Source organism: Pseudomonas sp. TWP3-1, from assembly GCF_049896625.1.
In the GTDB taxonomy this organism is placed as follows: domain Bacteria; phylum Pseudomonadota; class Gammaproteobacteria; order Pseudomonadales; family Pseudomonadaceae; genus Aquipseudomonas.
The window spans coordinates 1-23652 of sequence record NZ_JAFCUQ010000006.1 but is presented as its reverse complement, the minus strand read 5'-3'; the positions used below and the strand labels follow the sequence as shown (position 1 = coordinate 23652).

Here is a 23652-nt window from a genome sequence, read left to right as displayed (position 1 = left end):
TGCGCGGATCTCAGTTCGCCGCCCAGAAAATGTAGTCCGCCTGATACTTCACCACTTCCTGCTTACCCTTGTTTGCCGCCGTGCATTCGCTGCCCGGCGCGACGCCGCCCTTGAGCGCCACACGCTGGATGTAGCTGACGCCGCTCATCGCGCCTTTGCCTTCAGCCGGGTTGGCCTTGACCAGTTGATAGGGCAGGTTGCCCGGACTCGACGGCGCTACCGCCAATTGCGTGCCGGTGACTTTCGAACCGTCCTTGGCCTGCCAGGTGGCTGGTGGGCCGAAGTAGGTGCCGACCTGCTTGCCACTGCGATCATTGAGCACGGCTTTCGGACCAACAAACACCCACTCGGTCTGCCCGGCGGCGTTGGCCTTGTCGCGGCATTCGTAAGTGATCTCGCCGACCCCGGTGGTTTCCATCGCGACCTTGTGCCCGTCCGGCACTTTGATGCTGTCCGGCAGAGCAGTTTGCGCGAATGCAGTTGAAGTGGCGGCGAACAGACCGGCGAGGCAAATCAGTTGGGTGGTGTTCATCAGTGTTTCTCCGAATGGGGGTAAACCGCTGACAGCCGAATCGGGCTGTTACAAGGACTACCCGTGACGGACGCGTTTGGATGCACTGCCCGAAAAATAAAATCTGGCGCGAGCCTGCGCAGGAACGCGCATAGCGTGCCAAATCCGATACACCAGCTATAAATAGGGCTACTAAAGATGCCTGTCGGGATTGAGGAGGGGTTATGTATCAGCTCTACGGACATCGCAATTCAGGCGCGGCGGCTATCGAGGCCGCGCTGGAACTGTGCCAGATCGCTTACCGCTTCATCGACGTCGAGGCCAGCGGCGAGGCGGCCGAAGCTTTGGCCAGGCTCAATCCGCTCAAGCAGATCCCGACCTTGCAACTGCCCGATGGCAATGCACTGACCGAAAGCGCGGCGATCCTGATTCACCTTGGGCTGACGTTTCCAGATTCTGGTCTGTTACCGAGCGAGCCTGCCGAACGTGATCAGGCGATTCGCGGGCTGGTGTTCATCGTCAGCAATTGCTACAGCGCAATCGGCGTCATCGATTATCCCGAGCGCTGGCTGGTGATGCCGGATGAAGCCACGCTGCAGAATCTGATGACTGGCGCCCGCGAGCGTTTGCACTGGAGTTGGGAAGTGTTCGCCGACCAATTCTCCGCCGAGCTGTATCTGGACGACGAGACGCCCGGCGCGCTGGATGTGTTGGCGGCGGTGGTCACGCGCTGGGCCGGCACCCGCGAACACCTGCGCCAGAGCCGCCCGGGATTTTCTGCGTGGTTGCAGCGCATCGACCGCCACCCGGTGCTGGCGCCGGTCTTTGCGCGGCATTGGCCCGAGTGATCAATCGCCGCGAATGTACTGCTCCAGCTGTTTGATCAACTCGGCCTGTTCAGCAATGGCCTCTTTTACCAGGTCGCCAATCGACAGCAGGCCGATCAGCTTGCCGTTCTCCACCACAGGCAAGTGGCGCAGACGCTTGTCGGACATGATCCCCAGACAGGTGTCGACGGTCTGGTGCGTGTCCACGGTGATCACGTTGGCCACCATGATGTCGCGCACCGGCGTGCCAACCGATGAGCGGCCATGCAGCACCAGTTTGCGCGCGTAGTCGCGCTCGCTGATGATCCCCACGACCTGGTCGTCTTCCACCACCAGCAAGGCGCCGACATTCTTCTCGGCCATTTTCATCAAGGCTTCGAGCACCATGTGATCGGGTTTGATCTGGTGCACTTCCTGATTTTTCTGATCTTTGAGCTTGAGCAGTTGGGCGACGGTTTTCATGGTGATTACTCAGGTGTTGTCGTTGTTATCCAAGCATCGTAGACGCTGGCCCGTAGAGCAAGGGCGCAAAACGGCAGATAGCACGCAAAAAACGTCATTTGCTCATTTTTTGGCTCACCACAGGGTATGCAGTGATCCGAACTAATGCCGCGTAGAATGCGCTACTGATTCAATTCCCGAGGTCGCAGTGGTGGATTTACAGCAGGGCTTCGTCCTGACCCGGCATTGGCGCGATACGGCGGGCGGCACCGAAGTCGAGTTCTGGCTGGCGACCGACGCCGGGCCGCGCCGTGTGCGGTTGCCGCATCAACCGTCGGTGGCGTTCATTCCCGCAGTGCAGCGCGAGCAGGCTGAGCGCGTTTTGGCGGATGAAAAAAACGTCGAACTGCGCCCGCTGGCCCTGCTGGATTTCGAGCACCGCCCGGTGCTTGGCCTGTATTGCCAGCAGCACGGCCAGTTGATGCGGCTGGAGACCGCGCTCAACCGTCACAGCATTGACGTGTTCGAAGCCGACGTGCGCCCGCCCGAGCGCTATCTGATGGAGCGCTTCATCACCGCGCCCGTCTGGTTCAGCGGCACCCCGGATGCCGACGGTGTGCTGCTCGACGCCCAGCTCAAACCCGCCCCGGACTACCGGCCGAAACTGCGCCTGGTCTCGCTGGATATTGAAACCACCGAGCAGGGCGATCTGTATTCCATCGCCCTCGAAGGCTGCGGCGAACGCCAGGTGTACATGCTCGGCGCGCCGAATGGCGACGACAGCATCGTCGACTTCGACCTTGAGTACTGCGACTCACGCACGCTGATCCTGAAAAAACTCAACGACTGGTTTGCCCGTCACGACCCCGACGCGATCATCGGCTGGAACGTCATTCAGTTCGACCTGCGCATCCTCCACGAACACGCGCGGCGCCTCGGTGTGCCGCTCAAACTCGGGCGTGGTGGCGAGGAAATGCAGTGGCGCGAACACGGCAGCCGCAACCATTACTTCGCCTCGGCGGCGGGGCGTTTGATCATCGACGGCATTGAATCCCTGCGTTCGGCGACTTGGAGTTTTCCTTCGTTCAGCCTGGAAAACGTCGCGCAGACCTTGCTCGGCGAAGGCAAGGCGATCAACAACCCATACCAGCGCATGGACGAGATCAACCGCATGTTCGCCGAGGACAAACCGGCGCTGGCCAAGTACAACCTCAAGGACTGCGAGCTGGTCACGCGGATTTTCGCCAAGACCGAACTGCTGACCTTCTTGCTTGAACGCGCCAGCGTCACCGGGCTCCCGGCGGATCGCAGCGGTGGGTCGGTCGCGGCGTTCACCCATCTGTATATGCCGCTGATGCACCGTAAAGGTTTCGTCGCGCCAAACCTTGGCACCAATCCGCCGCAAGCCAGCCCCGGCGGTTTCGTCATGGACTCGCAACCGGGGTTGTACGAATCGGTATTGGTACTCGATTACAAGAGTCTGTATCCGTCGATCATCCGCACCTTTCTGATCGATCCGGTGGGGCTGATCGAAGGCTTGCAGCACCCGGACGACGCCGACTCAGTGCCGGGCTTTCGCGGCGCACGCTTCTCGCGCACCCGGCATTGTCTGCCGTCGATCGTGGCGCGGGTGGCCGAAGGTCGCGAGACCGCCAAACGCGAGCACAACGCGCCGCTGTCGCAAGCGTTGAAGATCATCATGAACGCCTTCTATGGCGTGCTTGGTTCCAGCGGCTGCCGGTTTTTCGATACGCGGCTGGCGTCGTCGATCACTTTGCGCGGCCACGAAATCATGCTGCGTACCCGGCAGTTGATCGAAGCGCAGGGGCACGCGGTGATCTACGGCGACACCGACTCGACGTTTGTTTGGCTGCGCCGTTCACACGATCAGGAAGAGGCGGCGCAGATCGGCAGGTCTTTGGTCGAGCACGTCAACGACTGGTGGCGCGCGCATGTGCGCGAACAGTACGGGCTGGAAAGTGCGCTCGAATTGCAGTTCGAAATTCACTACAAACGCTTTCTGATGCCGACCATTCGTGGCGCCGAGGAGGGCAGTAAAAAACGCTACGCCGGTCTGGTGACGCGCGCCGACGGCAGCGATGAAATGGTCTACAAAGGCCTGGAAACCGTACGTACCGACTGGTCGCTGCTGGCGCGGCAATTTCAACAGGAGTTGTACGAGCGGATTTTCCAGCGCAAGCCGTATCAAGAGTATGTGCGCGACTATGTGCGCAAGACCTTGGCCGGCGAATTCGACGAGCGTCTGATCTATCGCAAGCGCCTGCGCCGCACCCTCGATGACTACGAACGCAACGTGCCACCGCATGTGCGCGCCGCGCGCCTGGCCGATGAATACAACGCGCAGCAGGGACGGCCACGCCAGTATCAGAATGGCGGCTGGATCAGCTACGTGATCACGCTGGCCGGGCCGGAGCCGCTGGAAGTACGGCGTGCGGCGATCGATTACGACCACTACATCACCCGGCAATTACAACCGGTGGCGGATGCAATTCTGCCGTTTGTCGACGACGATTTTTCAACCCTGATCGGTGGGCAACTGGGCCTGTTTTGAGTCCAGCAGTTGCAGCGTCCAGTCGTCCGGAATGCCGTGGAAAAACCGGTCCAGCGCTTGGTTGAACGGGCTGTCCGTCGCTGTGAACTGGCCAAACAGCGTCATCGAAGAGTGAAATTTCAAGTCATCCGGATGCCCGAAAATCTCGGCAATCGAGCGCTGGCGTACGTTGAGCACCATTCGCGTGCATGTGCGCAAACGGGCGCCAAGCAGTTCGTGCGCCAGGTAGGCTTGAGTTTCCTCGGCCGATTGAATGGCGAAATGGCGCGACATTTCGCTGCCGCCCAGTCCGGCGAACTGCGGGAAGATAAACCACATCCAGTGGCTGCGTTTGTGGCCTTCTTCGAGTTCGCGTTGCACGCGTTCGAACACCGGTTCCTGAGCCTGGACGAACCGTTGCAGGTTAAAGCCGTCGTGCGGATCAGTGCTTCTCATGGGAAAAGCCCTCTACAGCGGACGGTGGCTCAGACCATGGCCAGCCGCTGCTTGCGTTGTGGCGCGGGGAACGCCTGCTCCAGCGCCGCGAGATCCCCGGCATCCAGCTGCAATTGCGCCGCTTGTGCATTGAGTTGCACGTGTTCCGGGCGCACCGCTTTGGGAATCGCAATAACCCCATCCTGACGCACAATCCACGCCAGAGACACCTGTGCCGGGGTCACGTTGTGACGAGCGGCAATCTGTTTTAGCACCGGGTCGGCGAGCAGCGCGCCGCCCTGGCCGATCGGACAGTAAGCCATCAGCGGCATGCGCTGTTGCTGGCACCACGACAGCAGGTCGAATTCGACGCCGCGCTCTTCCAGGTTGTACAGCACCTGATTGGTCGCGCAGGCCGGGTTGGAGAGCTCTTCGAGGTCGTCGACATCGAAATTCGACACGCCCCAGCGGCCGATCTTGCCGTCCTCGCGCAGCCGTTCAAAGGCCTCGACGGTTTCCTCCAGCGGATGCTGACCGCGCCAATGCAATAAATACAGGTCGATGTAGTCGGTGCCGAGCCGGCGCAAACTGCGCTCGCAGGCCTGAGGGATGGCTGTGCGACTGGCGTTGTGCGGATAGACCTTGCTCACCAGAAACACTTGATCGCGTAGCCCGGCGATGGCTTCGCCGACTACAGTTTCGGCGCCGCCCTCGGCGTACATTTCCGCCGTGTCGATCAGGCTCATGCCGAGTTCGATGCCGCTGCGCAGCGCCGCCACTTCACGCTTGTGCGCCGAGCGGTCTTCGCCCATGCGCCAAGTGCCTTGGCCAATTACCGGGACCTGCACGCCTGCCAGTTCAAGGGTACGCATCCAATCCTCCTCTGCGAAATCGTCGATACCTTTTAAGTGGGCAGCAAAATAGCCCGTGGGTTCCGTTCAGAGTGGAGATCAACGAGTGGAAGGGGCTTCTGTGGCGAGGGAGCTTGCTCCCGCTGGGTCGCGCAGCGGCCCCAAGAAAAGAGGGCCTGCTGCGCAGTCCAGCGGGAGCAAGCTCCCTCGCCACAGGGGATTTTGCGCTGTGGTTATTTCGCGGTGAATTTCAGCAGGACACTCTGGGTATAGGTCTGCCCCGGATCCAGTCGTGTGCTCGGGAAGTTTTTCTGGTTCGGTGAATCCGGGTAGTGCTGCGTCTCGAGGGTGAACGCGCCCCAGTGCGAATAAACCTTGCCGGCCTTGCCCTTGACCGTGCCGTCGAGGAAGTTGCTGGTGTAGAACTGCACACCCGGCTCGCTGGTGAACAACTGCAAATGCCGGCCCGAATGCGGATCGCTGACCTCGGCCGCCGGTTTGCTCGCATCACCCTTGGCGTCCAGCGCCCAGTTGAAATCGAAACCACCGTGTTTCTCTTCGGCAAATTTCAGTTGCGGATGATCAGCCTTGATGTGCTGGCCGATGGCGGTCGGTTTGGTGAAATCCATCGGCGTGCCGGTCACGGGGGCCAGTTCGCCGGTCGGAATCAGTTTGGCAGTGACCGGGGTGTAATGGCTGGCGTGCAGCGTCGCAACTTGCTTGAGGATGTCGCCATTGCCGGCGCCGGCCAGGTTGAAGTAGCTGTGGTTGGTCAGGTTGAGCACGGTCGGTTTGTCGGTGCTGGCCTTGTAGTCGATGCGCAGCTCGTTGTTGTCGGTGAGGCGATAGGTGACCTCTGTAGTGAGGTTGCCGGGGAAACCCATTTCACCGTCCGCCGACAGATAACTCAGGGTCACACCGACCGAGTCTGCGTCCTTGGTTTCCTGCGCTTTCCAGACTTTCTTGTCAAAACCCTGCGTGCCGCCGTGCAAGGCATTCGACTTGTCGTTCTGCGGCACTTGATAGCGTTTTCCGTCGAGTTCGAACGCGCCGTCCGCCAGACGATTGCCGAAGCGGCCGATGGTTGCGCCGAAGTACGCGGTGCCTTTCTGATAGCCCTGCACATCGTCGAAGCCGAGCACGATGTCGTCGAGCTTGCCGTTTTTGTCCGGCACCAATAGCGATTGCAGGGTGCCGCCGTAGGTGATGACCGTCGCTTGCATACCGTGGCTGTTGCGCAGGATGTATTGCTCGACGGGCGTGCCGTCGTTGGTTTTGCCGAAGGCTTTGTGTTCGCTGGTCAGGCCAGCGGCTTGAGCGGAGAGGGTGGCGATCATCAGAGACAGTCCGAGGCCGGAGAGCAGGTGTCGGGATTGAAGCATGGTTGACCTTCCTTTTTGTTATTGTTTTAAAAATCGGTTAATAGTCATGCTAATTAATGTGTGATTGAAAATTTATAGCGGATTAAGCGCTAACTGCAAATATAAAGTCGGACTAATTCGTTATTCCCGTCATGGCCGAAGGTCGGAAAACGCTGCGGTCACTGCACTTTTTCGCAATCAACGGCTCTATCCATGGCCAAGGTTGCGGTGACTCCCGTCGCACAGGAACGTGTTCGTCAAACAACTACATGCCGAGAGTTTTCCACCAGATCGCTGCATCCATTCACCGCCCGTGTTTGCTGCTGGCGTGTCTGTCGACGTTGTTGCTCAGTGGCTGCAGCCACCAGCAAGGCAATAATTTTTTCAACCAGATGCGCGAGGGCCGGCCGCAGGAATTCCTGCAGACCAGCGTCGACCGCATGGCCACCCTGGCCATGCGCGATAATCTCGACAGCCTCTATCGGCTGATGGGCAAACTGTACTTGCGCAATCCAGACGAGCTGCGCAAGTCGGGGTTCCTCAACGTCAACACAGCGGTCAAACAGGTGCGCCTGGCCATCGAGCAGCAGCAACCCTTGCCGCAATTGGGTGGCAAAAAAGATCTGGCGGCGCTGAGCTACGCCATGAGCCCGGAGTTTCTCGGCGACCGTGTTGGCGCGTTCATCTACGCGATCGGCAGCATGCTGGTGACCGCCCACGGCAATCGCACCGAGTTCTACATGACCGATGCCATCGACCCGACCTTCGTCAACAACGCCGCGCGCAACATCGAAAAAGCCACGTGGATTCTCGCGCAGCGGCAGAACAAGGAAGGCCAGCCGCTGCTGTTCTCCAATGAAATCTCGGAGAAGGGCAGCAACCTGAGTTTCGCCACCGAATTCGGCAAAGTCGTCGCGCGGCTGGATTTGTTGACGCAAATGCTCGACGAGCGCTATCGAAGAATTGGCCTGAATTACGCACAAAGTCTGCTGTTTTTGAATTTTTTACCGGTGCAGTGAGCCAGCTCAGGTAGAGTGGCCGACGGCGAGCTTTGTATACAATTCGCCGTCATATTGACTCAAAGGGAGCTGCACCCGTCATGACCGACCCCGCAAGCGCCGATTTCGCCAGCCTCGAGCGTGCCACCCGCACAGACAAATTGCCCTACGCCGCGTTGCTGGCGTTCGCCATGACCGGCTTCATCGCGATCCTTACCGAGACTCTGCCAGCCGGACTGTTGCCACAGATCAGCGCCGGGCTGAATGTCAGCGAAGTGCTGGCCGGGCAATTGGTGACGCTGTATGCGCTGGGCTCGATTGTCGCGGCGATTCCGCTGACCGTCGCCACGCGTGGCTGGGGACGCAAGCGTGTACTGCTGATGACGGTGGGCGGGTTTCTGCTGTTCAACACTGTCACCACATTCTCCACCCATTACGGGCTGACGCTGGCCTCGCGGTTCCTCGCCGGGATGGCGGCGGGGCTGTCGTGGGGGATCATGGCCGGATATGCGCGGGGCATCGTGCCGGTGCATCTGCAAGGCCGGGCGCTGGCGATTGCCATGCTCGGCACGCCGGTGGCGCTGTCGCTGGGCACGCCGGCTGGCACCTGGCTGGGTCATCTGATCGGCTGGCGCGCCTCATTCGGCATCATGTCGGCGCTGGCGCTGGTGCTCGCCGCGTGGATTGTCGTCGCCGTGCCGGATCGCCCCGGCCAGGCCAGCAGCGACCGCCTGCCGCTGCTGCATGCGTTGCGCATGCCCGGCGTGCGCCCGGTGTTGTTCGTGGTGCTGACGTGGATGCTCGGCCACAACATTCTCTACACCTATATCTCGCCGTTCCTGATGCAGGCCGGGCTGGCGGAGCGCGTCGATCTGGTGCTGCTGGTGTTCGGTCTGTGCTCGCTGGTGGGGATCTGGATCATCGGCATGCTGGTGGATCGCTGGTTGCGCTGGCTGACGCTGATCAGCCTCGCGGTGTTCGCGGTAACCGCGCTGGTGCTGGCGCTGGCCACGACTTCGCCATGGCTGATCTATCTGTGCATGGCGGTCTGGGGCTTGTCGTTCGGCGGCTCGGCCACGCTGTTACTGACCGCAGCGGCAGACTCGGCGGGTGAGCATGTCGACGTGGTGCAGGCAATGCTTACCACTTCGTGGAACGTGGCAATTGCCGGCGGCGGATTGTTCGGCGGGTTGCTGCTGGATCGGGCCGGGGCGATGTCGTTTCCGTGGGCGCTGCTGATCTTGTCGTTGATTGCGCTGGCGACGGTGTGGCTCAACAGCAATCACAGTTTCAAGCCGGGACGACGCCAGGATTGAATCGACGCCCCCTTGTAGGAGCTGCCGAAGGCTGCGATCTTTTGACGTTGCTTTTCCAAGTCCCCCAGCTCAAAAGATCGCAACCTGCGACAGCTCCTACAATGGAATAACGATAGATCGGATCGATATAGGTAGTTATAAGAAAAATCGCTATGCTGCGGGCCAGTTTTTCCTGTCGTTTTTCTGGACGTCTTAATGGAATTGGCAAATTTCGGCCTGGTGATTGCCGGGCTGGTGGTGGGTTTTATTGTCGGCATGACCGGTGTCGGCGGCGGTTCGTTGATGACGCCGATCCTGCTGTGGTTCGGCATCAATCCGGCCACGGCGGTAGGCACAGACCTTTTGTACGCCGCCATCACCAAATCCAGCGGCGTGCTGGTGCACCGTAAAAACAACAACATCGACTGGGCAATTACCGGTTGGCTGACCCTCGGCAGCGTGCCGGCGGTGGCGATGACCTTGTGGTTCCTCAGCACCCTGCACACCGCGCCGGACGCGATGAACGCCATCATCAAACAAGCGCTGGGCTTCGTGCTATTCGCCACGGCGCTGGCGATTTTCTTCAAGAAACGCCTGCTGGATTTCGCCCACAAACGTGCCGGCGGCAACTACAACCCCAGCGGTCCGCGCCTGAATGCGATGACCGTGCTCACCGGTCTGATCCTCGGCACCATAGTCGCCCTGACCTCCATCGGCGCTGGCGCCCTTGGCACTGTCGCACTGTTCATCCTCTATCCGCTGCTGCCAACCCGCCGACTGGTCGGCACCGAAATCGCCCACGCCGTACCGCTGACCCTGGTCGCCGGCCTCGGCCACGCGAGCATGGGCAACATGGATTGGGGCGTGCTGGGTTTCCTGCTGATCGGCTCGCTGCCGGGGATCTGGCTCGGCAGCCACCTGACCGGACGCATCTCCGATGAGGTGCTGCGTCCGTGCCTGGCGACGATGCTGGTGTTGATTGGTTATAAGTTGGCGTTCTGAGTGAGCGCCATTTTCATCACCGTCACCGGCAATCCTTCGTAGTCCATTTCTTCGACCACCTCCCAACCCAGCCGCGCGTACAGCGACTGCGCCGCGTCGGTGTACAGGTACAACTGCGGCACACCCAATGCGGCGGCTTCTGCGACGACGCGCTTGACCAGTTGCGAGGCGATGCCGCGACCACGCTGCTCGGCCTTCACATAAACCCCGGCCAGCCATGGCGTCAGTTCGCGGCGGGTTTCCATGTCGCTGTCGATCAGCAGCGCGCCACCTAGCAACTTGCCGTCCTCCAATGCCACCACCACGCTCGGGATCGCGCGTTTGCCGCAGGCGGCACGCATGCGCTCGGTTCGCGCCTCTAACGTGTCTTCAGGGCTGTACTCGCCCCACTCCTTGAAGTTGAGCTCGGCCAGTTCTTCGATATGTTCCGGGTGATCGCACAGGTAGTCGATGTGCATGCTGCGTGAACTCCATTTCGTGGGCTGAGTGCCCACCCTAATCCGCTCAACCCCGGTTGCGCAATGTCGGCCCTGACCTAAGCTTTGGGCAAGGCGAAGCACATTTGCGGGCAACCGCAGGAACAATCGCCGCGATGCGCAATCATTAGAGCGTGGATATCAAAAGGAGATGCGCATGCTCATCAGGTCACTGACCCTGACACTCTTGCTGGCGATTGCCGGCCCCTCGTTCGCTGGCGACAACGATTCACCGCTGGACGTCGACAAAGGCAACTACCGCCCTTTGATCGTGATCGCCAACAGTACGGTGGACCCGGTCTGGGTCGGCCTGAAAAAGTCGCTGGAGGACCCGGCCAACAAGCAAGGCATCGCCGACCGCAAGCTCAAGGTCTACACCATCCTGAGCATGTCCGGTCAGCTCGACGGCAAGGACCTGGGCCAGCAAGACACCATGGCGCTGCTGCGTTCGCTGAAACTCGGCGCCGGGGCTTATCCGAAAATCTTCCTGGTGGGCAAGGACGGCGAGACCAAACTGGCAGCTTCGGGCGATGAAGCCAAGTCGGTGGATCTGAAGAAAATCTTCGACACGATCGATGCCATGCCGATGGCTGAAAAAGAAGCTGCGGCAGCGGTTGTGACTCCGCCGGCAGCCACTGAACCGGCGCCGGCCAAAGGTGCGAAGGGCAGCAAGCCGGTGAAGCCGGCCAAACCGAGCAAGCCACCGGAAATGCCGGATGATTGATTGGCGGCTGCGGGGCTGAGTTGAAAAAAATGGCGAACGGTTTTAAGCGTTCGCCATTTTTTATTGCCCGATTACTTGGTCAGCTCAGCCAAAATCCCATGCGCAATCTTCACCCGTTCAGCATTCGGGTAATTCTTGTTCGCCAGAATCACGATGCCGACCTTCTTCGCCGGCACGAACGCAACATAAGCACCGAAGCCACCGGTCGAGCCCGTCTTGTTCAGCAACATATCCGTCGATGCAGGCTGCGGCGGATTAAGCCATTTGACCTTGTGCGCTTCCATGACCATTGCCGTGGAGTTGCCGGCCAGCAGGCGCTCGAGGCTGATCGGGTAGCTGTAGCGTTCCCAGCCCAGGCCCTGGGTCATGTCGCCGACGCTGTAGTAGCCGGTGTGGGTGAGGGCGATGGCTTTTTGCAGGGGAGCTTCGAGTGGCGCGGAGTTCAGGTTGGCGTTGACAAATTTGAGCAGATCTGCGGCGCTGGTTTTCACGCCGTAGGCTTCCGCATCCAGTGCGCCGGGGCTGACGCGCACCGCTTGGTTGTTCTTGTCATAGCCTTGGGCGTACAGCTTCTCCTCAGACGCGGGGACCGAAAGGAAGGTGTGCTTGAGTCCGAATTTCGGTAGCAGGGTTTCGGTCATGGCCTGATCGAACGGCTGGCCGAGGCTTTTTGCTGCCAGATAGCCGAACAGTCCAATACTCGGGTTGGAATATTGGCGATGGCTGCCGGCCGGATAAGTCGGTTTCCACTGTTGGAAATAGCCGAGCATCTTGTCGGAAGAATCTGCAGCATCCGGGAATTGCAGCGGCAGTCCGCCGGCACTGTAGGTGCCCAGTTGCAGCACGCTGATGTTGTCGAACGCACTGCCGCGCAGCTCCGGCCAGACCGTGCCGGCCTTGGCGGAAAAATCCAGTTTGCCGCTGGCCTGTGCGTAGCCGCCGAGGGTGGCGGTGTAGGTTTTGCTCACCGAGCCCACTTCAAACAGGGTGTTCTCGCTGACAGTCTGACCGCTGCTTTGATCGGCGACGCCGTAGTTAAAGTAATGCGGCTGGCCATCGACGGTGATCGCCACGGCGAGGCCGGGAATGTTCTGCTGCTGCATGACAGGGGTGACGGCAGCCTTGACCAGCGCTTGCAACTGAGTGTCGGATAACTGCGCGGCCATGCACGCGCTGGCGCCGAGGAATAGTCCAAATGCGCTGTAGGACGTGACTCTGGTCAGATTAATTGGAAACATAAATGAACCACTCTCCATGAGTGCTGATTGTCTTATCCCGCTAGACTGCGGGCAATTACGCCACTGGCCTGCTGAGCAGCGCCGCCAATCTAGGCAGTTCGGCGCCTGCCGGCAAACGATGAAATCTCGCACGAGCCATTAGAAAAATTTGGGACTGGGCATGATCCGACCACAATTACCCCTCAATGCGTTGCGCGCCTTCGAAGCGTCTGCCCGACATCTAAGCTTCACCCGCGCCGCCGTGGAATTGTGCGTGACGCAGGCAGCCGTCAGCCATCAGGTGAAAAGCCTAGAAGCGCAGCTCAATGTCACCCTGTTCAAACGCCTGCCCCGTGGGCTGATGCTGACCAGTGAAGGCGAAACCCTACTGCCGGTGCTCACCACTTCGTTCGATCATATCGCCCAGATGCTCGAGCGTCTGGCGGGCGGGCAATATCGCGACACGTTGACGGTCGGCGCAGTGGGGACGTTCGCGGTTGGCTGGCTGCTGCCGAGGCTGGCGGACTTTCAGGCGAAACATCCGCTCATAGATTTACGGCTGTCGACTAACAACAACCGGGTGGATGTGGCGGCTGAGGGCCTGGATTACGCGATTCGTTTTGGCGCCGGGGCGTGGCACGGCATTGAGGCGACCCGCGTGCTCGATGCGCCGTTGTCGGTGTTGTGCGTCCCGGAAATTGCCCGACAGTTGCACGCGCCGGGAGATCTCCTGCAGCAGCGCCTGCTGCGTTCATATCGCACCGATGAATGGCCGGAATGGTTTCACGCTGCAGGACTGGCGACCCATGCCGCACCGCCGCAGAGCATCGTCTTCGATTCGTCATTGGCGATGATGGAAGCGGCGTTGCAGGGCAGTGGAGTGGCGTTGGCCCCGCCGCTGATGTTTGCCCGGCAACTGGCGGCGGATTTGATTCGCCAGCCGTTTGCGATCGAGATCACCACGGGCAGTTACTGGCTGACGCGGCTGCAATCGCGGCCAGAGTCGGCCGCGATGACAGCCTTTAAACATTGGTTGCTGCAAGCCTCGGATTAACATTGAAACCTGTGTGGCCAGCCTGCTGGTGATGGCTATCTCTGAGGCGCTGATGCTGTTGCGGATGTACTCAAAACCTGTGGGAGCTGGCTTGCCAGCGATGGCGTCGGGGCAGGCGATGGTTTTTTTGTGGTGTACATATCCGTTGCTGCGGTAACGGCCGCTTAGGGTTCCGCCCTGACGGCGGGTCACCTTTTCCAAACGCCGAAAAGGTAACCCAAAAGGCTTTTCCCTGACGTTCGGCCCTCGCTTAGGCTCGGGTTCCTTCGCTCCGGGATTGTTCCGGTGGCATCGCCTCCGGTTTGCTGCGCTGCACCTCCTCTCGATGTGTTTGGCTGCGCCAAACGTCGCTTCGCTCCCACCCCGGATCAATCCCTCCACTCAGCCTGCCGACGGGCGCTTGAGATCAAGAGCTTTACTCGAGCTAACGCTCATTGTGTTGAGTGGGGCGGCTTTGCCGCGGGGGCTGGACGCAATTTCTATTGTGGGCGCCAGCCTGCTGGCGATGAGGCCGGCACAGTCATGACCGGACGTCATCGCGGGCAAGCCCGGCTCTCACAGGTTTTGTGGTGTTTTCAGTACAGGGTCAGCGCACCAGACACGGCCGCTTGTTATCGAATTTCCATCCCGGAATCAGAAACTGCATCGCCACGCTGTCATCGCGCGCGCCGAGTCCCATGCCTTTATACAGTTCGTGCGCCTTGGCCAGCTGATCCATGTCCAGCTCCACGCCCAGCCCCGGTTTCTGCGGCACTTGCACGCAACCGTCGACGATTTGCAGCGGCGCTTTGGTCAGGCGCTGGCCGTCCTGCCAGATCCAGTGGGTGTCGATGGCGGTGATGTCGCCCGGCGCAGCGGCGGCGACGTGGGTGAACATCGCCAGCGAAATGTCGAAGTGATTGTTCGAGTGCGAGCCCCAGGTCAGGCCCCATTCGTGGCACATTTGCGCCACGCGCACCGAACCCTGCATGGTCCAGAAGTGCGGGTCGGCCAGCGGGATGTCGACCGATTGCAACTGAATCGCGTGGCCCATCTCGCGCCAGTCGGTGGCAATCATGTTGGTCGCGGTTTTCAGCCCGGTGGCGCGGCGGAATTCGGCCATCACTTCACGGCCCGAATAACCGTTTTCCGCGCCGCACGGATCTTCGGCGTAAGCCAGCACTTGATGCTGATCGCGGCACAGACGGATGGCTTCCTTGAGTGACCACGCGCCGTTCGGATCGAGGGTGATGCGCGCATCGGGGAAGCGTTCGGCCAGTGCGGTCACTGCTTCGATTTCCGCATCGCCGTTGAGTACGCCGCCCTTGAGTTTGAAATCCTTGAAGCCGTAGCGCTGATGCGCCGCTTCTGCGAGGCGCACCACGGCCTCGGCGGTCATGGCTTTTTCGTGACGTACGCGGAACCAGTCGTTGTCGGCATCCGGCTCGCTGCGGTAAGCGAGGTCGGTTTCGCGCTGATCACCGACATAAAACAGATAGCCGAGCATCTTCACTTGATCACGCTGCTGACCTTCGCCAAGCAGTGCGGCCACCGGTACGTCGAGGTGCTGGCCGAGCAGGTCGAGCAGGGCGGCTTCCAGGCCGGTCACGGCGTGAATGGTGATGCGCAGGTCGAAGGTCTGCAATCCGCGACCACCCGCGTCACGGTCGGCGAAGGTCTGACGCACTTGATTGAGGATCTTCTGATAAGTGCCGATCGGGCTGCCGATCACCAGGCTGCGCGCGTCTTCCAGGGTCTGGCGGATCCGTTCGCCGCCCGGCACTTCACCGACGCCGGTGTGGCCCGCGTTGTCTTTGAGAATGACAATGTTGCGAGTGAAGAACGGCCCGTGGGCGCCGCTCAGGTTGAGCAGCATGCCGTCGTGGCCGGCCACCGGGATCACTTGCATATCGGTGATGGTCGGGGCTTTGGCGATGTCGTGTGCGGTCATTTTTGTTTTCCTTATAAATGCAGAATTCACGCGTGCTTCGGCGTGGAAATTTGTGCGCCGGCATCAGCTACGGATTTCGGTTGGGTGCGGGCGAAGAACACGATGATCGCTGCGATGATCGAAGTCGCGGCCAGGCCATACAGGCCGCCCTGGATCGAACCGGTGTGTTCTTCGAGCAGGCCGAACGTGGTCGGTGCGACGAAGCCGCCGAGATTGCCGACCGAGTTGATCAACGCGATCACCGCCGCCGCGATGCGCGCATCGAGATAAGCCTGGGGAATCGGCCAGAACAGCGACGACGCAGACTTGAAGCCGAGCGCGGCAAAGCAAATCGCGACGAATGCGAAGATCGGCCCGCCGGTGGTGGACATGAACATCCCCGCTGCGGCAATCAACAACGCCGTGGCAACCCAAGCCTGTTGGTGCTTCCACTTGGCCGAGAAAGTCGCGAAGGCGTACATGCCGATGATCGACAGCAACCACGGAATCGAGTTGAACAGACCGACCTGCAGGTCACTCATCTCGCCCATTTTCTTGATGATGCTCGGCAGCCAGAACGTCGCGGCGTAGATCGTCAACTGGATGAAGAAGTAGATCAGGCAGAACAGAATGATCTGTCGATCCTTGAGCAATTTGCCCAGCGACGGTTTGATCGGCGTTGCGGCTTCGCGGGCCAGTTGTTCGTCGTCGATGGCTTTGACCAGCGCGTCCTGTTCGGCGCGGCTCAGCCATTTGGCGTCGTGGGGTTTGGCGTCGAGCCAGAACCAGACGAACACGCACAACCCGACCGAGAACATCCCTTCAATGAAATACATCCACTGCCAGCCGTGCATGCCCAGGCCGTTGATTTGCAGCAGCAGGCCGGACAACGGGCCGGAGATCAGCGAGGCCACGGCCGAACCGCTGAGGAAAATCGCAATCGCCTTGCCGCGCTCGGCGCCCGGCAGCCAGCGGGTGAAGTAGTAAATCACCCCCGGAAAGAATCCGGCCTCGGCCACGCCGAGCAAAAATCGCAGGATATAGAAGTGGGTTTCGTTCTGAATGAACGCCATGCCAGCGGCGACCAGGCCCCAAGTGAACATGATGCGGGTCAGCCAGATTCGTGCGCCGACTTTTTGTAGAAGCATGTTCGACGGGACTTCGAACAGCGCGTAGCCGATGAAGAACAGACCGGCACCGAAGCCGTAAGCGGCGGCGCCGATGCCCAGATCGTGCTCCATGTGCGTGCGCACGAAGCCGATGTTCACCCGGTCAATGTAATTGACGATGAACATGATCACGAACAGCGGCAGGACGTGGCGTTTGACTTTGGAAATGGCTGAGGACAGCACCGAATCGGCGCCCTCATGCATCCCGGCGATGGATGTTTTCACTGGATTTTCTCCCACTCGTTATTTTTATGCGGGGTGTTGCTGGACGTTGCTTGTTGATAGACATCATACAACTAGATTTTTTTGTCCTACAAGTGCGGCAAGCAATCAAAATCATCTTTTAAAAAATTTTTTATGCCTTTTATTCAATGCGGTTTCCGTATTTATTGGGTTTATCGGCGTTTTTGGACCGGATTTTTCGATCTCATGAACCCAGTCTGGAGGCTGCTGCGTTTCCTAGGGATGAATTAATAACCAGATAGAATGAGTGTTGTCATACAAGTATGGCAGCGTTTATGGAAGATTTTGCTCAGGCCCTCATCAGCGCAGTGCTACGATCCACAAGCCCCGACACCGGAATCGACCATGCACGAAGACCTCGACGCTCCCACCCGCAAACGCTCGCACAACCTGGCCCACGATCTGGTGGAGAAACTCACGCAAAGCATCTTGCTCGGCCAGATGCTGCCCGGTGACAAGTTGCCGTCGGAGAACTCGATCGTTCAGGAATACGGGGTCAGCCGCACCGTGGTGCGCGAGGCGATTTCCAAGTTGCAGGCGTCCGGTCTGGTGGAAACGCGCCACGGCATCGGCACCTTTGTGATCGAGCGCGCGCCGGAGCAGGGCCTGCGCCTGAATGTCGACACCGCGCTGGGGGTGCGCAGCATTCTTGAATTGCGCATGGGGCTGGAAACACAGGCAGCGGCGCTGGCTGCGCAACGCCGTAGCGAGCAGCAACTGCTGCAGATGCGTCAGGCGCTCGACGACTATCAGCGCCTGCTGGCCAACAACGACAGTTGTGTCGAGGCTGACCGGCGCTTTCATCTATTGATCGCCGAGGCTACCGGTAACGTGTGCTTCACCGAAATCATGCAGCACTTGGGCAGCGCAATGATTCCTCGTACTCGGGTGAATGCTGCTGAACGCGGCGCGACCGATTTAAGCAAGCTCGGGCAACTGGCCAATCTGGAGCATGAGGCGATTCTCAATGCGATCAAGCGTCAGGACGCGGATGCGGCCCGTGCCGCGATGTGGCTGCACCTGACCAACAGCCGTGACCGGTTTTCTGCGCAGGGTTGATCACCGTTGGTCTGTTCGATAGCACGCTGTGCGCGGGGGCATTTCCAACGTGTACGACCCGGATGTTCCGGGCCTCCTTTTGTGAGGTGCATCATGGCTGACGACACGCTGTTTCAGGGTGGAACCGCTCCGACCGATCCAACCCGCGCAATGCCCCGCACGGACGAACCGAAACTGGCCGATCACGATGTGCCTCCGGGTATGAGCCCCGGCAACGACCCGTTGAACGATGATCGTCCAGAAGACTGGAAAGACCCGCCGGCTGACGACGATATGCCACCGGCGGATGCGCCTACGCCACTGTCGGATGATTAGCGCTGAGCTTGAAAGAGCATCCCCTCTCCCTTTGGGAGAGGGCCAGGGTGAGGGCCTTCTAGCAGGCGCCGATATCCCGCATCAGTAACCCGAACTCAAGATCGACCCCATCCGGCACCGGCAAATAAACCGTATGCCCATCTCCCGGCGCTACCTCGATCGCCTCACCTTCCACACTAAGCAACTGCTGCAGATCAAACTGAAAATTACCCTCCGGCGTCATAAGCTCCAAATGGTCGCCCAACGCAAAGCGATTCTTCACCTTGACCTCGGCCAAGCCATCGCGCCGCTCCCCGGTCAACTCGCCGACAAACTGCTGACGCTCCGACACCGAGCTGCCGTTCTGATAGTTCTGATATTCGTCATGCACATGCCGGCGCAGAAAACCCTCGGTGTATCCGCGTTGCGCCAACGATTCCAGATCCGTCATCAGGCTGCGATTAAATGCGCGTCCGGCCACTGCATCATCAATCGCCCGGCGATACACCTGCGTGGTGCGCGCGCAATAGAAATGCGATTTGGTGCGGCCCTCGATCTTCAATGAATGCACGCCCATCCGGGTCAGGCGCTCGACGTGCTGCACTGCGCGCAGGTCCTTGGCGTTCATGATGTAAGTGCCGTGTTCGTCTTCGAACGCTGGCATCGATTCGTCGGGGCGATTGGCTTCCTGCAACAGGAACACCTGCTCGGTCGGTGCGCCAATCCCGAGGGTCGGCTGTGGTTCGCAGGTCTGCACGATCTCGCCGAGCTGATTTTCAGTCGCCTCCTGCGCCGAATACTTCCAGCGGCAGGCATTGGTGCAACTGCCCTGATTGGCATCGCGCTTGTTCATGTAACCCGACAGCAAACAGCGTCCGGAGTAGGCCATGCACAACGCGCCATGCACGAACACTTCCAGCTCCATGCCCGGCACTTGTTCGCGAATTTCGCTGATTTCCTCGAGCGACAGTTCCCGCGACAGAATGATCCGGCTCAGGCCTTGCTGTTGCCAGAACTCGACGCTCGCCCAGTTCACCGTGTTGGCCTGCACCGAAAGGTGGATCGGCATCTGCGGGAAGTGCCGGCGCACCAGCATGATCAGGCCCGGGTCGGACATGATCAGCGCGTCCGGCGCCATCTCGATCACTGGCGCCAGATCCTTGAGGAAGGTTTTCAGCTTGGCGTTGTGCGGGGCGATGTTGACCACCACGTAGAAACGCTTGCCCTGAGTCTGGGCCTCCTGGATGCCGAGGGCGAGGTTGGCGTGATCGAATTCGTTGTTGCGCACGCGCAGGCTATAGCGCGGCTGGCCGGCGTAAACCGCATCGGCGCCGTAGGCGAAGGCGTAACGCATGTTTTTCAGGGTGCCGGCGGGGGCCAGCAGTTCCGGGGTGAAGGAGGGCGTCATGGCGGTATCAATCGCAAAAGCGCGGCAGGGTAGAGCAGTTGGGCCAAGGCTTTATTGATCTGCATCTATGCTCATTAAAGATTGATGGCACTTGGGCCGCCGCGGGCTGACTAAGTTGGGCGGGCGCGTGTGGCGCCTGACTGACATGGACTGGACATGAACCAAAAGAGTCTGCAATTCAAATCCCTCACCGTGCTGCTCGTGCTGGTGACGGTCGCCTTTATCTGGATCTTGCTGCCGTTCTACGGCGCGGTGTTCTGGGCGGTAATTCTGGGCATCGTGTTTGCGCCGATGCAGCGCAAATTGCAGTTCAAATTCGGCTGGCAGCGCAACCTGACGTCACTGTGCACCTTGAGCATATGTTTGGTGATCGCGATTTTGCCGGTGATCGTCATCAGCGTGCTGCTGGTGCAGGAAGGGGCCACGGTCTACAACAACATCGAAAGCGGCAAACTCGACATTGGCGCCTATCTGGTGCAGTTCAAGCACAGCCTGCCGCCGTACTTCCAGAACCTGCTTGATCGATTCGGCCTGGGTGAGCTGAACGGTTTGCGTGAGAAAATCGTCAAAAGCGCCATGCAGGGCAGTCAGGTGCTGGCGACTCAGGCGTTCAGTTTCGGCCAAGGCACGTTCGAGTTTGTGGTGAGTTTTTTCATCATGTTGTATCTGCTGTTTTTCTTCCTGCGCGACGGTCCCGAGCTGGCGCGCAAGATGCGCACGGCGGTGCCGCTGGAGGAAAACCACAAGCGTCGTTTACAGCTCAAGTTCAACCGCGTGGTGCGTGCCACGGTGAAAGGCAATTTGGTGGTGGCAATCACTCAGGGTGCGTTGGGCGGGGCGATATTCTGGTTTCTCGATATTCCCAGCGCATTGCTGTGGGCGGTGCTGATGGGGTTCCTGTCGCTGCTGCCAGCGGTGGGCGCGGGGATCGTCTGGGCGCCGGTGGCGGTGTATTTCCTGCTCAGCGGGATGATCTGGGAAGGCGTGGTACTGGGCTTGTTCGGGGTCTTCGTGATCGGTCTGGTGGACAACGTGCTGCGCCCGATTCTGGTGGGCAAGGACACGCGGATGCCGGATTACCTGATCCTGATCTCAACGCTGGGCGGTATGGCGGTGTTCGGTCTGAACGGCTTTGTGATCGGTCCGCTGATCGCTGCGCTGTTCATGTCGAGCTGGGCGCTGTTCGTCGAAACCAAGCCGAAAGTGCAGCTGCCTTCTTAGGCGTTGAACGGCTGATTGCCAATCTGCAGCGACAATGCCTGAGCATCGGGCAAAGAGGTGAGCGGGCCGCTGATTGGCTCGCCATCGCGCACCAGATACCAGCAGGCGAGCAATCCCAGCGCGCGGAGCGGGGCGGGAACGGCGCTGCCGATAACCGACATGATTTGAACCTGAGCCATGACAAGTACCTCCACTGAATCTGTGGGGCTACCTTAGGGATTTGCCAGCGGCGGGGACAATCAACGCTTTCGATAGTGGTCATTGATGCCGGTGAGGGCTGGGTCAATCCACCACTTGATCGAGCATGTGCACAATCTCGTGCTCATTGAGCAAACCCTTGCGCACGAGATTTTCCGCGAGCAGCGAAAGAAACTTTGCGCTGCGATGGCCTTCCAGATGCTTGAGTTCGGTCAATGTGTTGTACACCTTGCTCGAGGTGCACAAACCGACAATGCGGTGCGGGTTCTGTGTTGGCATTCCTGTCGTCCTTGTTGTTATCAATTTGTTGTATGCGGACGGACTCAGATTGCGGTTCCGTCATGACAAATGGATGACCGTTGTGTGAATGAATTCACGACTGTCGAGTCAATCATGCCGACTTTAGCCGGGGAAACTGTCCTGACAGCGACGTTCACGCGATTTTTTCAGACTCGGCCCGACGAACGGCGCACCTTGTTGGCGAAAAAAAGCCCCGCTATCAAAGCGAGGCTCAGTGTTGTTGTGATTACCAGCGCGGGCCGCCGTAGTAGTGACGTGGAGGGCCGTAGTAGCCGCGCGGTGGGCCGTAATACACCGGGGCCGGTTGGTAATAAACCGGTTGTTGCACATAAACCGGCGCCGGCTGGTAGTAGACCGGTGGTGGCGGTTGCTGCACATAGACCGGTTGCGGCTGAACGTAAACCGGCTGCTGCTGCACGTAGACCGGCCGGTCCTGATTGATCAGCGCCGAGCCGATGATGGCCGAGCCGACGATCGCACCAAACACTGCCGGGCCTTGCCAGCCATGACCTCCGGCTTCGGCCTGGCCTGTGACAGCAAATGCACCGATCAGCAGGGCGACAATGGAGAGTTTACGAATCATGATAATTCCTCGGTTCTTCGACCCGGGCGTCCGGCCTGCAACAGGCTTGCGTTCGCGCGGGGATACTTCTAAGACAGCAACATTTTGCAAAACAGCACGGCGGCTGGGTAAATTTTGTGTAAGGTCTGTAGCGGTTTCTTTACCGGTCTGCGGGTCAATATTGCGATGCCCGTTGCAGACCGTTCAATCATCTTCCAGAACCTGCTGGTCTGGCTAATCCCGTCCATCCGAAAGTGCATTCGAAGGAGTTTTTCATGCAGATGAATCCCAACAAAGACACCCAATTGTGTATGTCCCTTTCCGGGCGTCCGGGGAATTTCGGTCTGCGGTTTCACAATCATTTGTATGAGCAGTTGGGCCTGAACTTCTATTACAAAGCCTTCAGCAGTAAGGATCTGACCGGCGCAGTGAGCGGAATTCGTGCGTTGGGCATTCGTGGGTGCGGCGTGTCGATGCCGTTCAAGGAAGCCTGTATTGAACTGGTCGATGAGCTGGATGCATCCGCTGCGGCGATCCAGTCGATCAACACCATCGTCAACACCGACGGCCATCTCAAGGCCTACAACACCGATTACATCGCCATCGAGCAGTTGCTGACAAAACACGCAGTTCCGCAACAATCGACCTTCGTCTTGCGCGGCAGCGGCGGCATGGCCAAAGCGGTAGCCAGTGCGCTGCGCGATGGTGGTTACAAAAACGGTTTGATCGTTGCGCGTAATGAGCGCGCCGGCAGAGCACTCGCGGATTCGCTGGGCTATCGCTGGCAGGCTGAACTGGGCGAAGAACGCCCACAGATGCTGATCAACGTCACGCCGATCGGCATGAGTGGCGGGCCGGAGGCGGATCAACTGGCGTTTGACGCCGAAGTGATTGAGTCGGCGGAGACTGTTTTCGATGTGGTGGCGATCCCCTCGGAAACGCCGCTGATCATGCGTGGTCGCGCTGAAGGCAAACGCGTGATCACCGGGCTGGAAGTGATCGCCATTCAGGCACTGGAGCAGTTTGTGCTGTACACCGGCGTGCGTCCGACAGAAGAACAGTTTCAGGCCGCGGTGGCGTTTGCCCGTAGCTGATTATCCGTTTTTGTGTTGGTTTGGCGGGCCTCATCGCTAGCAGATCCACAGTGGGATTGGGTGCATTCAGCAGCAGGCTGGTTGGCTGTCACGCCGCCATCGCTGGCAAGCCAGCTCCCACAGGTTTTGGGGACATCCGCAATAGCATCAGCGCCTGAAAGATAGCCATCGCCAGCAGGCTGGCTCCCACAGTGGGAACCGGGTACATCCGCGAAGATTCACCCATGCGGCGAAGCCGCCCCACTCAACAGGATGAGCGTTAGCTCGGCTGCGGCTTTTGATCTCAAGCGCCTGGCAGGCTGAGTGGAGGGATTGATCCGGGGGTGGGAGCGAAGCGACCGTTTGGCGCAGCCAAACACATCGAGAGGAGGTGCAGCGCAGCAAACCGGAGGCGATGCCCCCGGATCGATCCCGGAGCGAAGGAACCCGAGCCACAGCGAGGGCCGAACGTC

Annotated in this window: 24 protein-coding genes; 11 read left to right on the top strand and 13 right to left on the bottom strand. The window is 59.7% G+C overall.

What is annotated here, in order from left to right; all coding sequences use genetic code 11:
• Positions 1-10: 10 nt before the first annotated feature.
• The gene (locus tag ACP7BN_RS10330; RefSeq protein WP_426203783.1) at positions 11-532 is read right to left on the bottom strand and encodes a DUF3455 domain-containing protein; all 522 of its coding nucleotides are present in this window, start codon (positions 530-532) and stop codon (positions 11-13) included.
• Between the two features lie 203 nt (positions 533-735).
• Here ACP7BN_RS10330 and ACP7BN_RS10325 point away from each other — a divergent pair, with 203 nt between their 5' ends.
• Positions 736-1359 carry a glutathione S-transferase gene (locus tag ACP7BN_RS10325; protein ID WP_426203782.1) on the top strand — a complete coding sequence of 208 codons (624 nt, stop codon included), beginning with the start codon at positions 736-738 and terminating at the stop codon, positions 1357-1359.
• On the opposite strand, the gene ACP7BN_RS10320 is transcribed toward ACP7BN_RS10325, so the two are convergent.
• Complete coding sequence (locus tag ACP7BN_RS10320) at positions 1360-1800, bottom strand: CBS domain-containing protein (protein WP_420650178.1); 441 nt, start codon at positions 1798-1800, stop codon at positions 1360-1362. It lies immediately after the preceding gene.
• A gap of 190 nt (positions 1801-1990) precedes the next feature.
• Between ACP7BN_RS10320 and ACP7BN_RS10315 the strand changes: the two genes are divergently transcribed.
• Positions 1991-4351, top strand: a complete 2361-nt coding sequence (locus ACP7BN_RS10315) for a DNA polymerase II (protein ID WP_426203781.1) — start codon at positions 1991-1993, stop codon at positions 4349-4351.
• On the opposite strand, the gene ACP7BN_RS10310 is transcribed toward ACP7BN_RS10315, so the two are convergent.
• From ACP7BN_RS10310 to ACP7BN_RS10300, 3 genes are all read right to left on the bottom strand, one after another.
• Entirely contained in the window at positions 4316-4786 is a 471-nt protein-coding gene (locus ACP7BN_RS10310; protein ID WP_426203780.1) for a DUF1810 domain-containing protein, read from the bottom strand. The two genes, ACP7BN_RS10315 and ACP7BN_RS10310, sit on opposite strands and share 36 nt — an antisense overlap.
• 29 nt (positions 4787-4815) lie before the next feature.
• Positions 4816-5637, bottom strand: a complete 822-nt coding sequence (locus ACP7BN_RS10305) for an aldo/keto reductase (RefSeq protein WP_426203779.1) — start codon at positions 5635-5637, stop codon at positions 4816-4818.
• A 212-nt stretch (positions 5638-5849) separates the two neighbouring features.
• A complete protein-coding gene (locus ACP7BN_RS10300; protein WP_426203778.1) occupies positions 5850-6998 on the bottom strand; it encodes an aldose epimerase family protein in 1149 nt (382 codons plus the stop codon).
• A gap of 248 nt (positions 6999-7246) precedes the next feature.
• Here ACP7BN_RS10300 and ACP7BN_RS10295 point away from each other — a divergent pair, with 248 nt between their 5' ends.
• The 3 genes from ACP7BN_RS10295 (at position 7247) to ACP7BN_RS10285 (ending at position 10272) form a co-directional block, all read left to right on the top strand.
• Complete coding sequence (locus ACP7BN_RS10295; RefSeq protein WP_426203776.1) at positions 7247-7996, top strand: hypothetical protein; 750 nt, start codon at positions 7247-7249, stop codon at positions 7994-7996.
• 80 nt (positions 7997-8076) lie between these two features.
• Positions 8077-9291 carry an MFS transporter gene (locus ACP7BN_RS10290; RefSeq protein ID WP_426203774.1) on the top strand — a complete coding sequence of 405 codons (1215 nt, stop codon included), beginning with the start codon at positions 8077-8079 and terminating at the stop codon, positions 9289-9291.
• A gap of 195 nt (positions 9292-9486) precedes the next feature.
• A complete protein-coding gene (locus ACP7BN_RS10285; RefSeq protein ID WP_426203771.1) occupies positions 9487-10272 on the top strand; it encodes a sulfite exporter TauE/SafE family protein in 786 nt (261 codons plus the stop codon).
• On the opposite strand, the gene ACP7BN_RS10280 is transcribed toward ACP7BN_RS10285, so the two are convergent.
• The gene (locus ACP7BN_RS10280; protein WP_426203770.1) at positions 10254-10730 is read right to left on the bottom strand and encodes a GNAT family N-acetyltransferase; all 477 of its coding nucleotides are present in this window, start codon (positions 10728-10730) and stop codon (positions 10254-10256) included. The genes ACP7BN_RS10285 and ACP7BN_RS10280 overlap by 19 nt on opposite strands.
• Before the next feature lie 175 nt (positions 10731-10905).
• Between ACP7BN_RS10280 and ACP7BN_RS10275 the strand changes: the two genes are divergently transcribed.
• Complete coding sequence (locus ACP7BN_RS10275; protein ID WP_426203768.1) at positions 10906-11472, top strand: DUF4174 domain-containing protein; 567 nt, start codon at positions 10906-10908, stop codon at positions 11470-11472.
• A gap of 71 nt (positions 11473-11543) precedes the next feature.
• Here ACP7BN_RS10275 and ampC read toward each other — a convergent pair whose 3' ends face one another.
• On the bottom strand, positions 11544-12638 hold the full coding sequence (ampC, locus tag ACP7BN_RS10270; RefSeq protein ID WP_426204147.1) for a class C beta-lactamase: 1095 nt from the start codon (positions 12636-12638) through the stop codon (positions 11544-11546).
• A gap of 232 nt (positions 12639-12870) precedes the next feature.
• Between ampC and ACP7BN_RS10265 the strand changes: the two genes are divergently transcribed.
• A complete protein-coding gene (locus ACP7BN_RS10265) occupies positions 12871-13743 on the top strand; it encodes a LysR family transcriptional regulator (protein ID WP_426203766.1) in 873 nt (290 codons plus the stop codon).
• A gap of 586 nt (positions 13744-14329) precedes the next feature.
• On the opposite strand, the gene gudD is transcribed toward ACP7BN_RS10265, so the two are convergent.
• Positions 14330-15673 (bottom strand): glucarate dehydratase, encoded by a 1344-nt coding sequence (gene gudD, locus ACP7BN_RS10260; protein WP_426203764.1) that lies wholly within the window; start codon positions 15671-15673, stop codon positions 14330-14332.
• A gap of 26 nt (positions 15674-15699) precedes the next feature.
• A complete protein-coding gene (locus tag ACP7BN_RS10255) occupies positions 15700-17046 on the bottom strand; it encodes an MFS transporter (RefSeq protein ID WP_420650165.1) in 1347 nt (448 codons plus the stop codon).
• A 363-nt stretch (positions 17047-17409) separates the two neighbouring features.
• Between ACP7BN_RS10255 and ACP7BN_RS10250 the strand changes: the two genes are divergently transcribed.
• Positions 17410-18123 carry a FadR/GntR family transcriptional regulator gene (locus ACP7BN_RS10250; protein ID WP_426203763.1) on the top strand — a complete coding sequence of 238 codons (714 nt, stop codon included), beginning with the start codon at positions 17410-17412 and terminating at the stop codon, positions 18121-18123.
• Positions 18124-18216: 93 nt separating this feature from the next.
• Positions 18217-18438 (top strand): hypothetical protein, encoded by a 222-nt coding sequence (locus ACP7BN_RS10245; RefSeq protein WP_426203762.1) that lies wholly within the window; start codon positions 18217-18219, stop codon positions 18436-18438.
• Between the two features lie 58 nt (positions 18439-18496).
• On the opposite strand, the gene yegQ is transcribed toward ACP7BN_RS10245, so the two are convergent.
• Positions 18497-19825, bottom strand: a complete 1329-nt coding sequence (gene yegQ, locus ACP7BN_RS10240; RefSeq protein WP_426203760.1) for a tRNA 5-hydroxyuridine modification protein YegQ — start codon at positions 19823-19825, stop codon at positions 18497-18499.
• Positions 19826-19981: 156 nt separating this feature from the next.
• Between yegQ and ACP7BN_RS10235 the strand changes: the two genes are divergently transcribed.
• On the top strand, positions 19982-21046 hold the full coding sequence (locus ACP7BN_RS10235) for an AI-2E family transporter (protein ID WP_426203758.1): 1065 nt from the start codon (positions 19982-19984) through the stop codon (positions 21044-21046).
• Here ACP7BN_RS10235 and ACP7BN_RS10230 read toward each other — a convergent pair.
• The 3 genes from ACP7BN_RS10230 to ACP7BN_RS10220 form a co-directional block, all read right to left on the bottom strand.
• Positions 21043-21225 (bottom strand): hypothetical protein, encoded by a 183-nt coding sequence (locus ACP7BN_RS10230; RefSeq protein ID WP_420650160.1) that lies wholly within the window; start codon positions 21223-21225, stop codon positions 21043-21045. The genes ACP7BN_RS10235 and ACP7BN_RS10230 overlap by 4 nt on opposite strands.
• A gap of 103 nt (positions 21226-21328) precedes the next feature.
• Complete coding sequence (locus ACP7BN_RS10225; RefSeq protein ID WP_420650159.1) at positions 21329-21523, bottom strand: hypothetical protein; 195 nt, start codon at positions 21521-21523, stop codon at positions 21329-21331.
• A gap of 247 nt (positions 21524-21770) precedes the next feature.
• Positions 21771-22127 carry a hypothetical protein gene (locus ACP7BN_RS10220; RefSeq protein ID WP_426203756.1) on the bottom strand — a complete coding sequence of 119 codons (357 nt, stop codon included), beginning with the start codon at positions 22125-22127 and terminating at the stop codon, positions 21771-21773.
• Between the two features lie 254 nt (positions 22128-22381).
• On the opposite strand from ACP7BN_RS10220, the gene ACP7BN_RS10215 reads away from it, so the two are divergent.
• A complete protein-coding gene (locus tag ACP7BN_RS10215) occupies positions 22382-23200 on the top strand; it encodes a shikimate 5-dehydrogenase (protein ID WP_426203754.1) in 819 nt (272 codons plus the stop codon).
• Positions 23201-23652 lie beyond the last annotated feature (452 nt).

Bases quoted from the DNA above. Each gene is read 5' to 3' on its own strand.
- ACP7BN_RS10295 (WP_426203776.1), top strand. From the start codon at position 7,247: ATGCCGAGAGTTTTCCACCAGATCGCTGCATCCATTCACCGCCCGTGT.
- ampC (WP_426204147.1), bottom strand. From the start codon at position 12,638: ATGGCCGCGCAGTTATCCGACACTCAGTTGCAAGCGCTGGTCAAGGCT.
- ACP7BN_RS10220 (WP_426203756.1), bottom strand. From the start codon at position 22,127: ATGATTCGTAAACTCTCCATTGTCGCCCTGCTGATCGGTGCATTTGCT.
- ACP7BN_RS10275 (WP_426203768.1), top strand. From the start codon at position 10,906: ATGCTCATCAGGTCACTGACCCTGACACTCTTGCTGGCGATTGCCGGC.
- ACP7BN_RS10280 (WP_426203770.1), bottom strand. From the start codon at position 10,730: ATGCACATCGACTACCTGTGCGATCACCCGGAACATATCGAAGAACTG.
- gudD (WP_426203764.1), bottom strand. From the start codon at position 15,673: ATGACCGCACACGACATCGCCAAAGCCCCGACCATCACCGATATGCAA.
- ACP7BN_RS10230 (WP_420650160.1), bottom strand. From the start codon at position 21,225: ATGGCTCAGGTTCAAATCATGTCGGTTATCGGCAGCGCCGTTCCCGCC.
- ACP7BN_RS10300 (WP_426203778.1), bottom strand. From the start codon at position 6,998: ATGCTTCAATCCCGACACCTGCTCTCCGGCCTCGGACTGTCTCTGATG.
- ACP7BN_RS10290 (WP_426203774.1), top strand. From the start codon at position 8,077: ATGACCGACCCCGCAAGCGCCGATTTCGCCAGCCTCGAGCGTGCCACC.
- ACP7BN_RS10245 (WP_426203762.1), top strand. From the start codon at position 18,217: ATGGCTGACGACACGCTGTTTCAGGGTGGAACCGCTCCGACCGATCCA.
- ACP7BN_RS10310 (WP_426203780.1), bottom strand. From the start codon at position 4,786: ATGAGAAGCACTGATCCGCACGACGGCTTTAACCTGCAACGGTTCGTC.
- ACP7BN_RS10235 (WP_426203758.1), top strand. From the start codon at position 19,982: ATGAACCAAAAGAGTCTGCAATTCAAATCCCTCACCGTGCTGCTCGTG.
- ACP7BN_RS10265 (WP_426203766.1), top strand. From the start codon at position 12,871: ATGATCCGACCACAATTACCCCTCAATGCGTTGCGCGCCTTCGAAGCG.
- ACP7BN_RS10320 (WP_420650178.1), bottom strand. From the start codon at position 1,800: ATGAAAACCGTCGCCCAACTGCTCAAGCTCAAAGATCAGAAAAATCAG.
- ACP7BN_RS10305 (WP_426203779.1), bottom strand. From the start codon at position 5,637: ATGCGTACCCTTGAACTGGCAGGCGTGCAGGTCCCGGTAATTGGCCAA.
- ACP7BN_RS10285 (WP_426203771.1), top strand. From the start codon at position 9,487: ATGGAATTGGCAAATTTCGGCCTGGTGATTGCCGGGCTGGTGGTGGGT.
- ACP7BN_RS10330 (WP_426203783.1), bottom strand. From the start codon at position 532: ATGAACACCACCCAACTGATTTGCCTCGCCGGTCTGTTCGCCGCCACT.
- yegQ (WP_426203760.1), bottom strand. From the start codon at position 19,825: ATGACGCCCTCCTTCACCCCGGAACTGCTGGCCCCCGCCGGCACCCTG.
- ACP7BN_RS10250 (WP_426203763.1), top strand. From the start codon at position 17,410: ATGCACGAAGACCTCGACGCTCCCACCCGCAAACGCTCGCACAACCTG.
- ACP7BN_RS10225 (WP_420650159.1), bottom strand. From the start codon at position 21,523: ATGCCAACACAGAACCCGCACCGCATTGTCGGTTTGTGCACCTCGAGC.
- ACP7BN_RS10325 (WP_426203782.1), top strand. From the start codon at position 736: ATGTATCAGCTCTACGGACATCGCAATTCAGGCGCGGCGGCTATCGAG.
- ACP7BN_RS10215 (WP_426203754.1), top strand. From the start codon at position 22,382: ATGCAGATGAATCCCAACAAAGACACCCAATTGTGTATGTCCCTTTCC.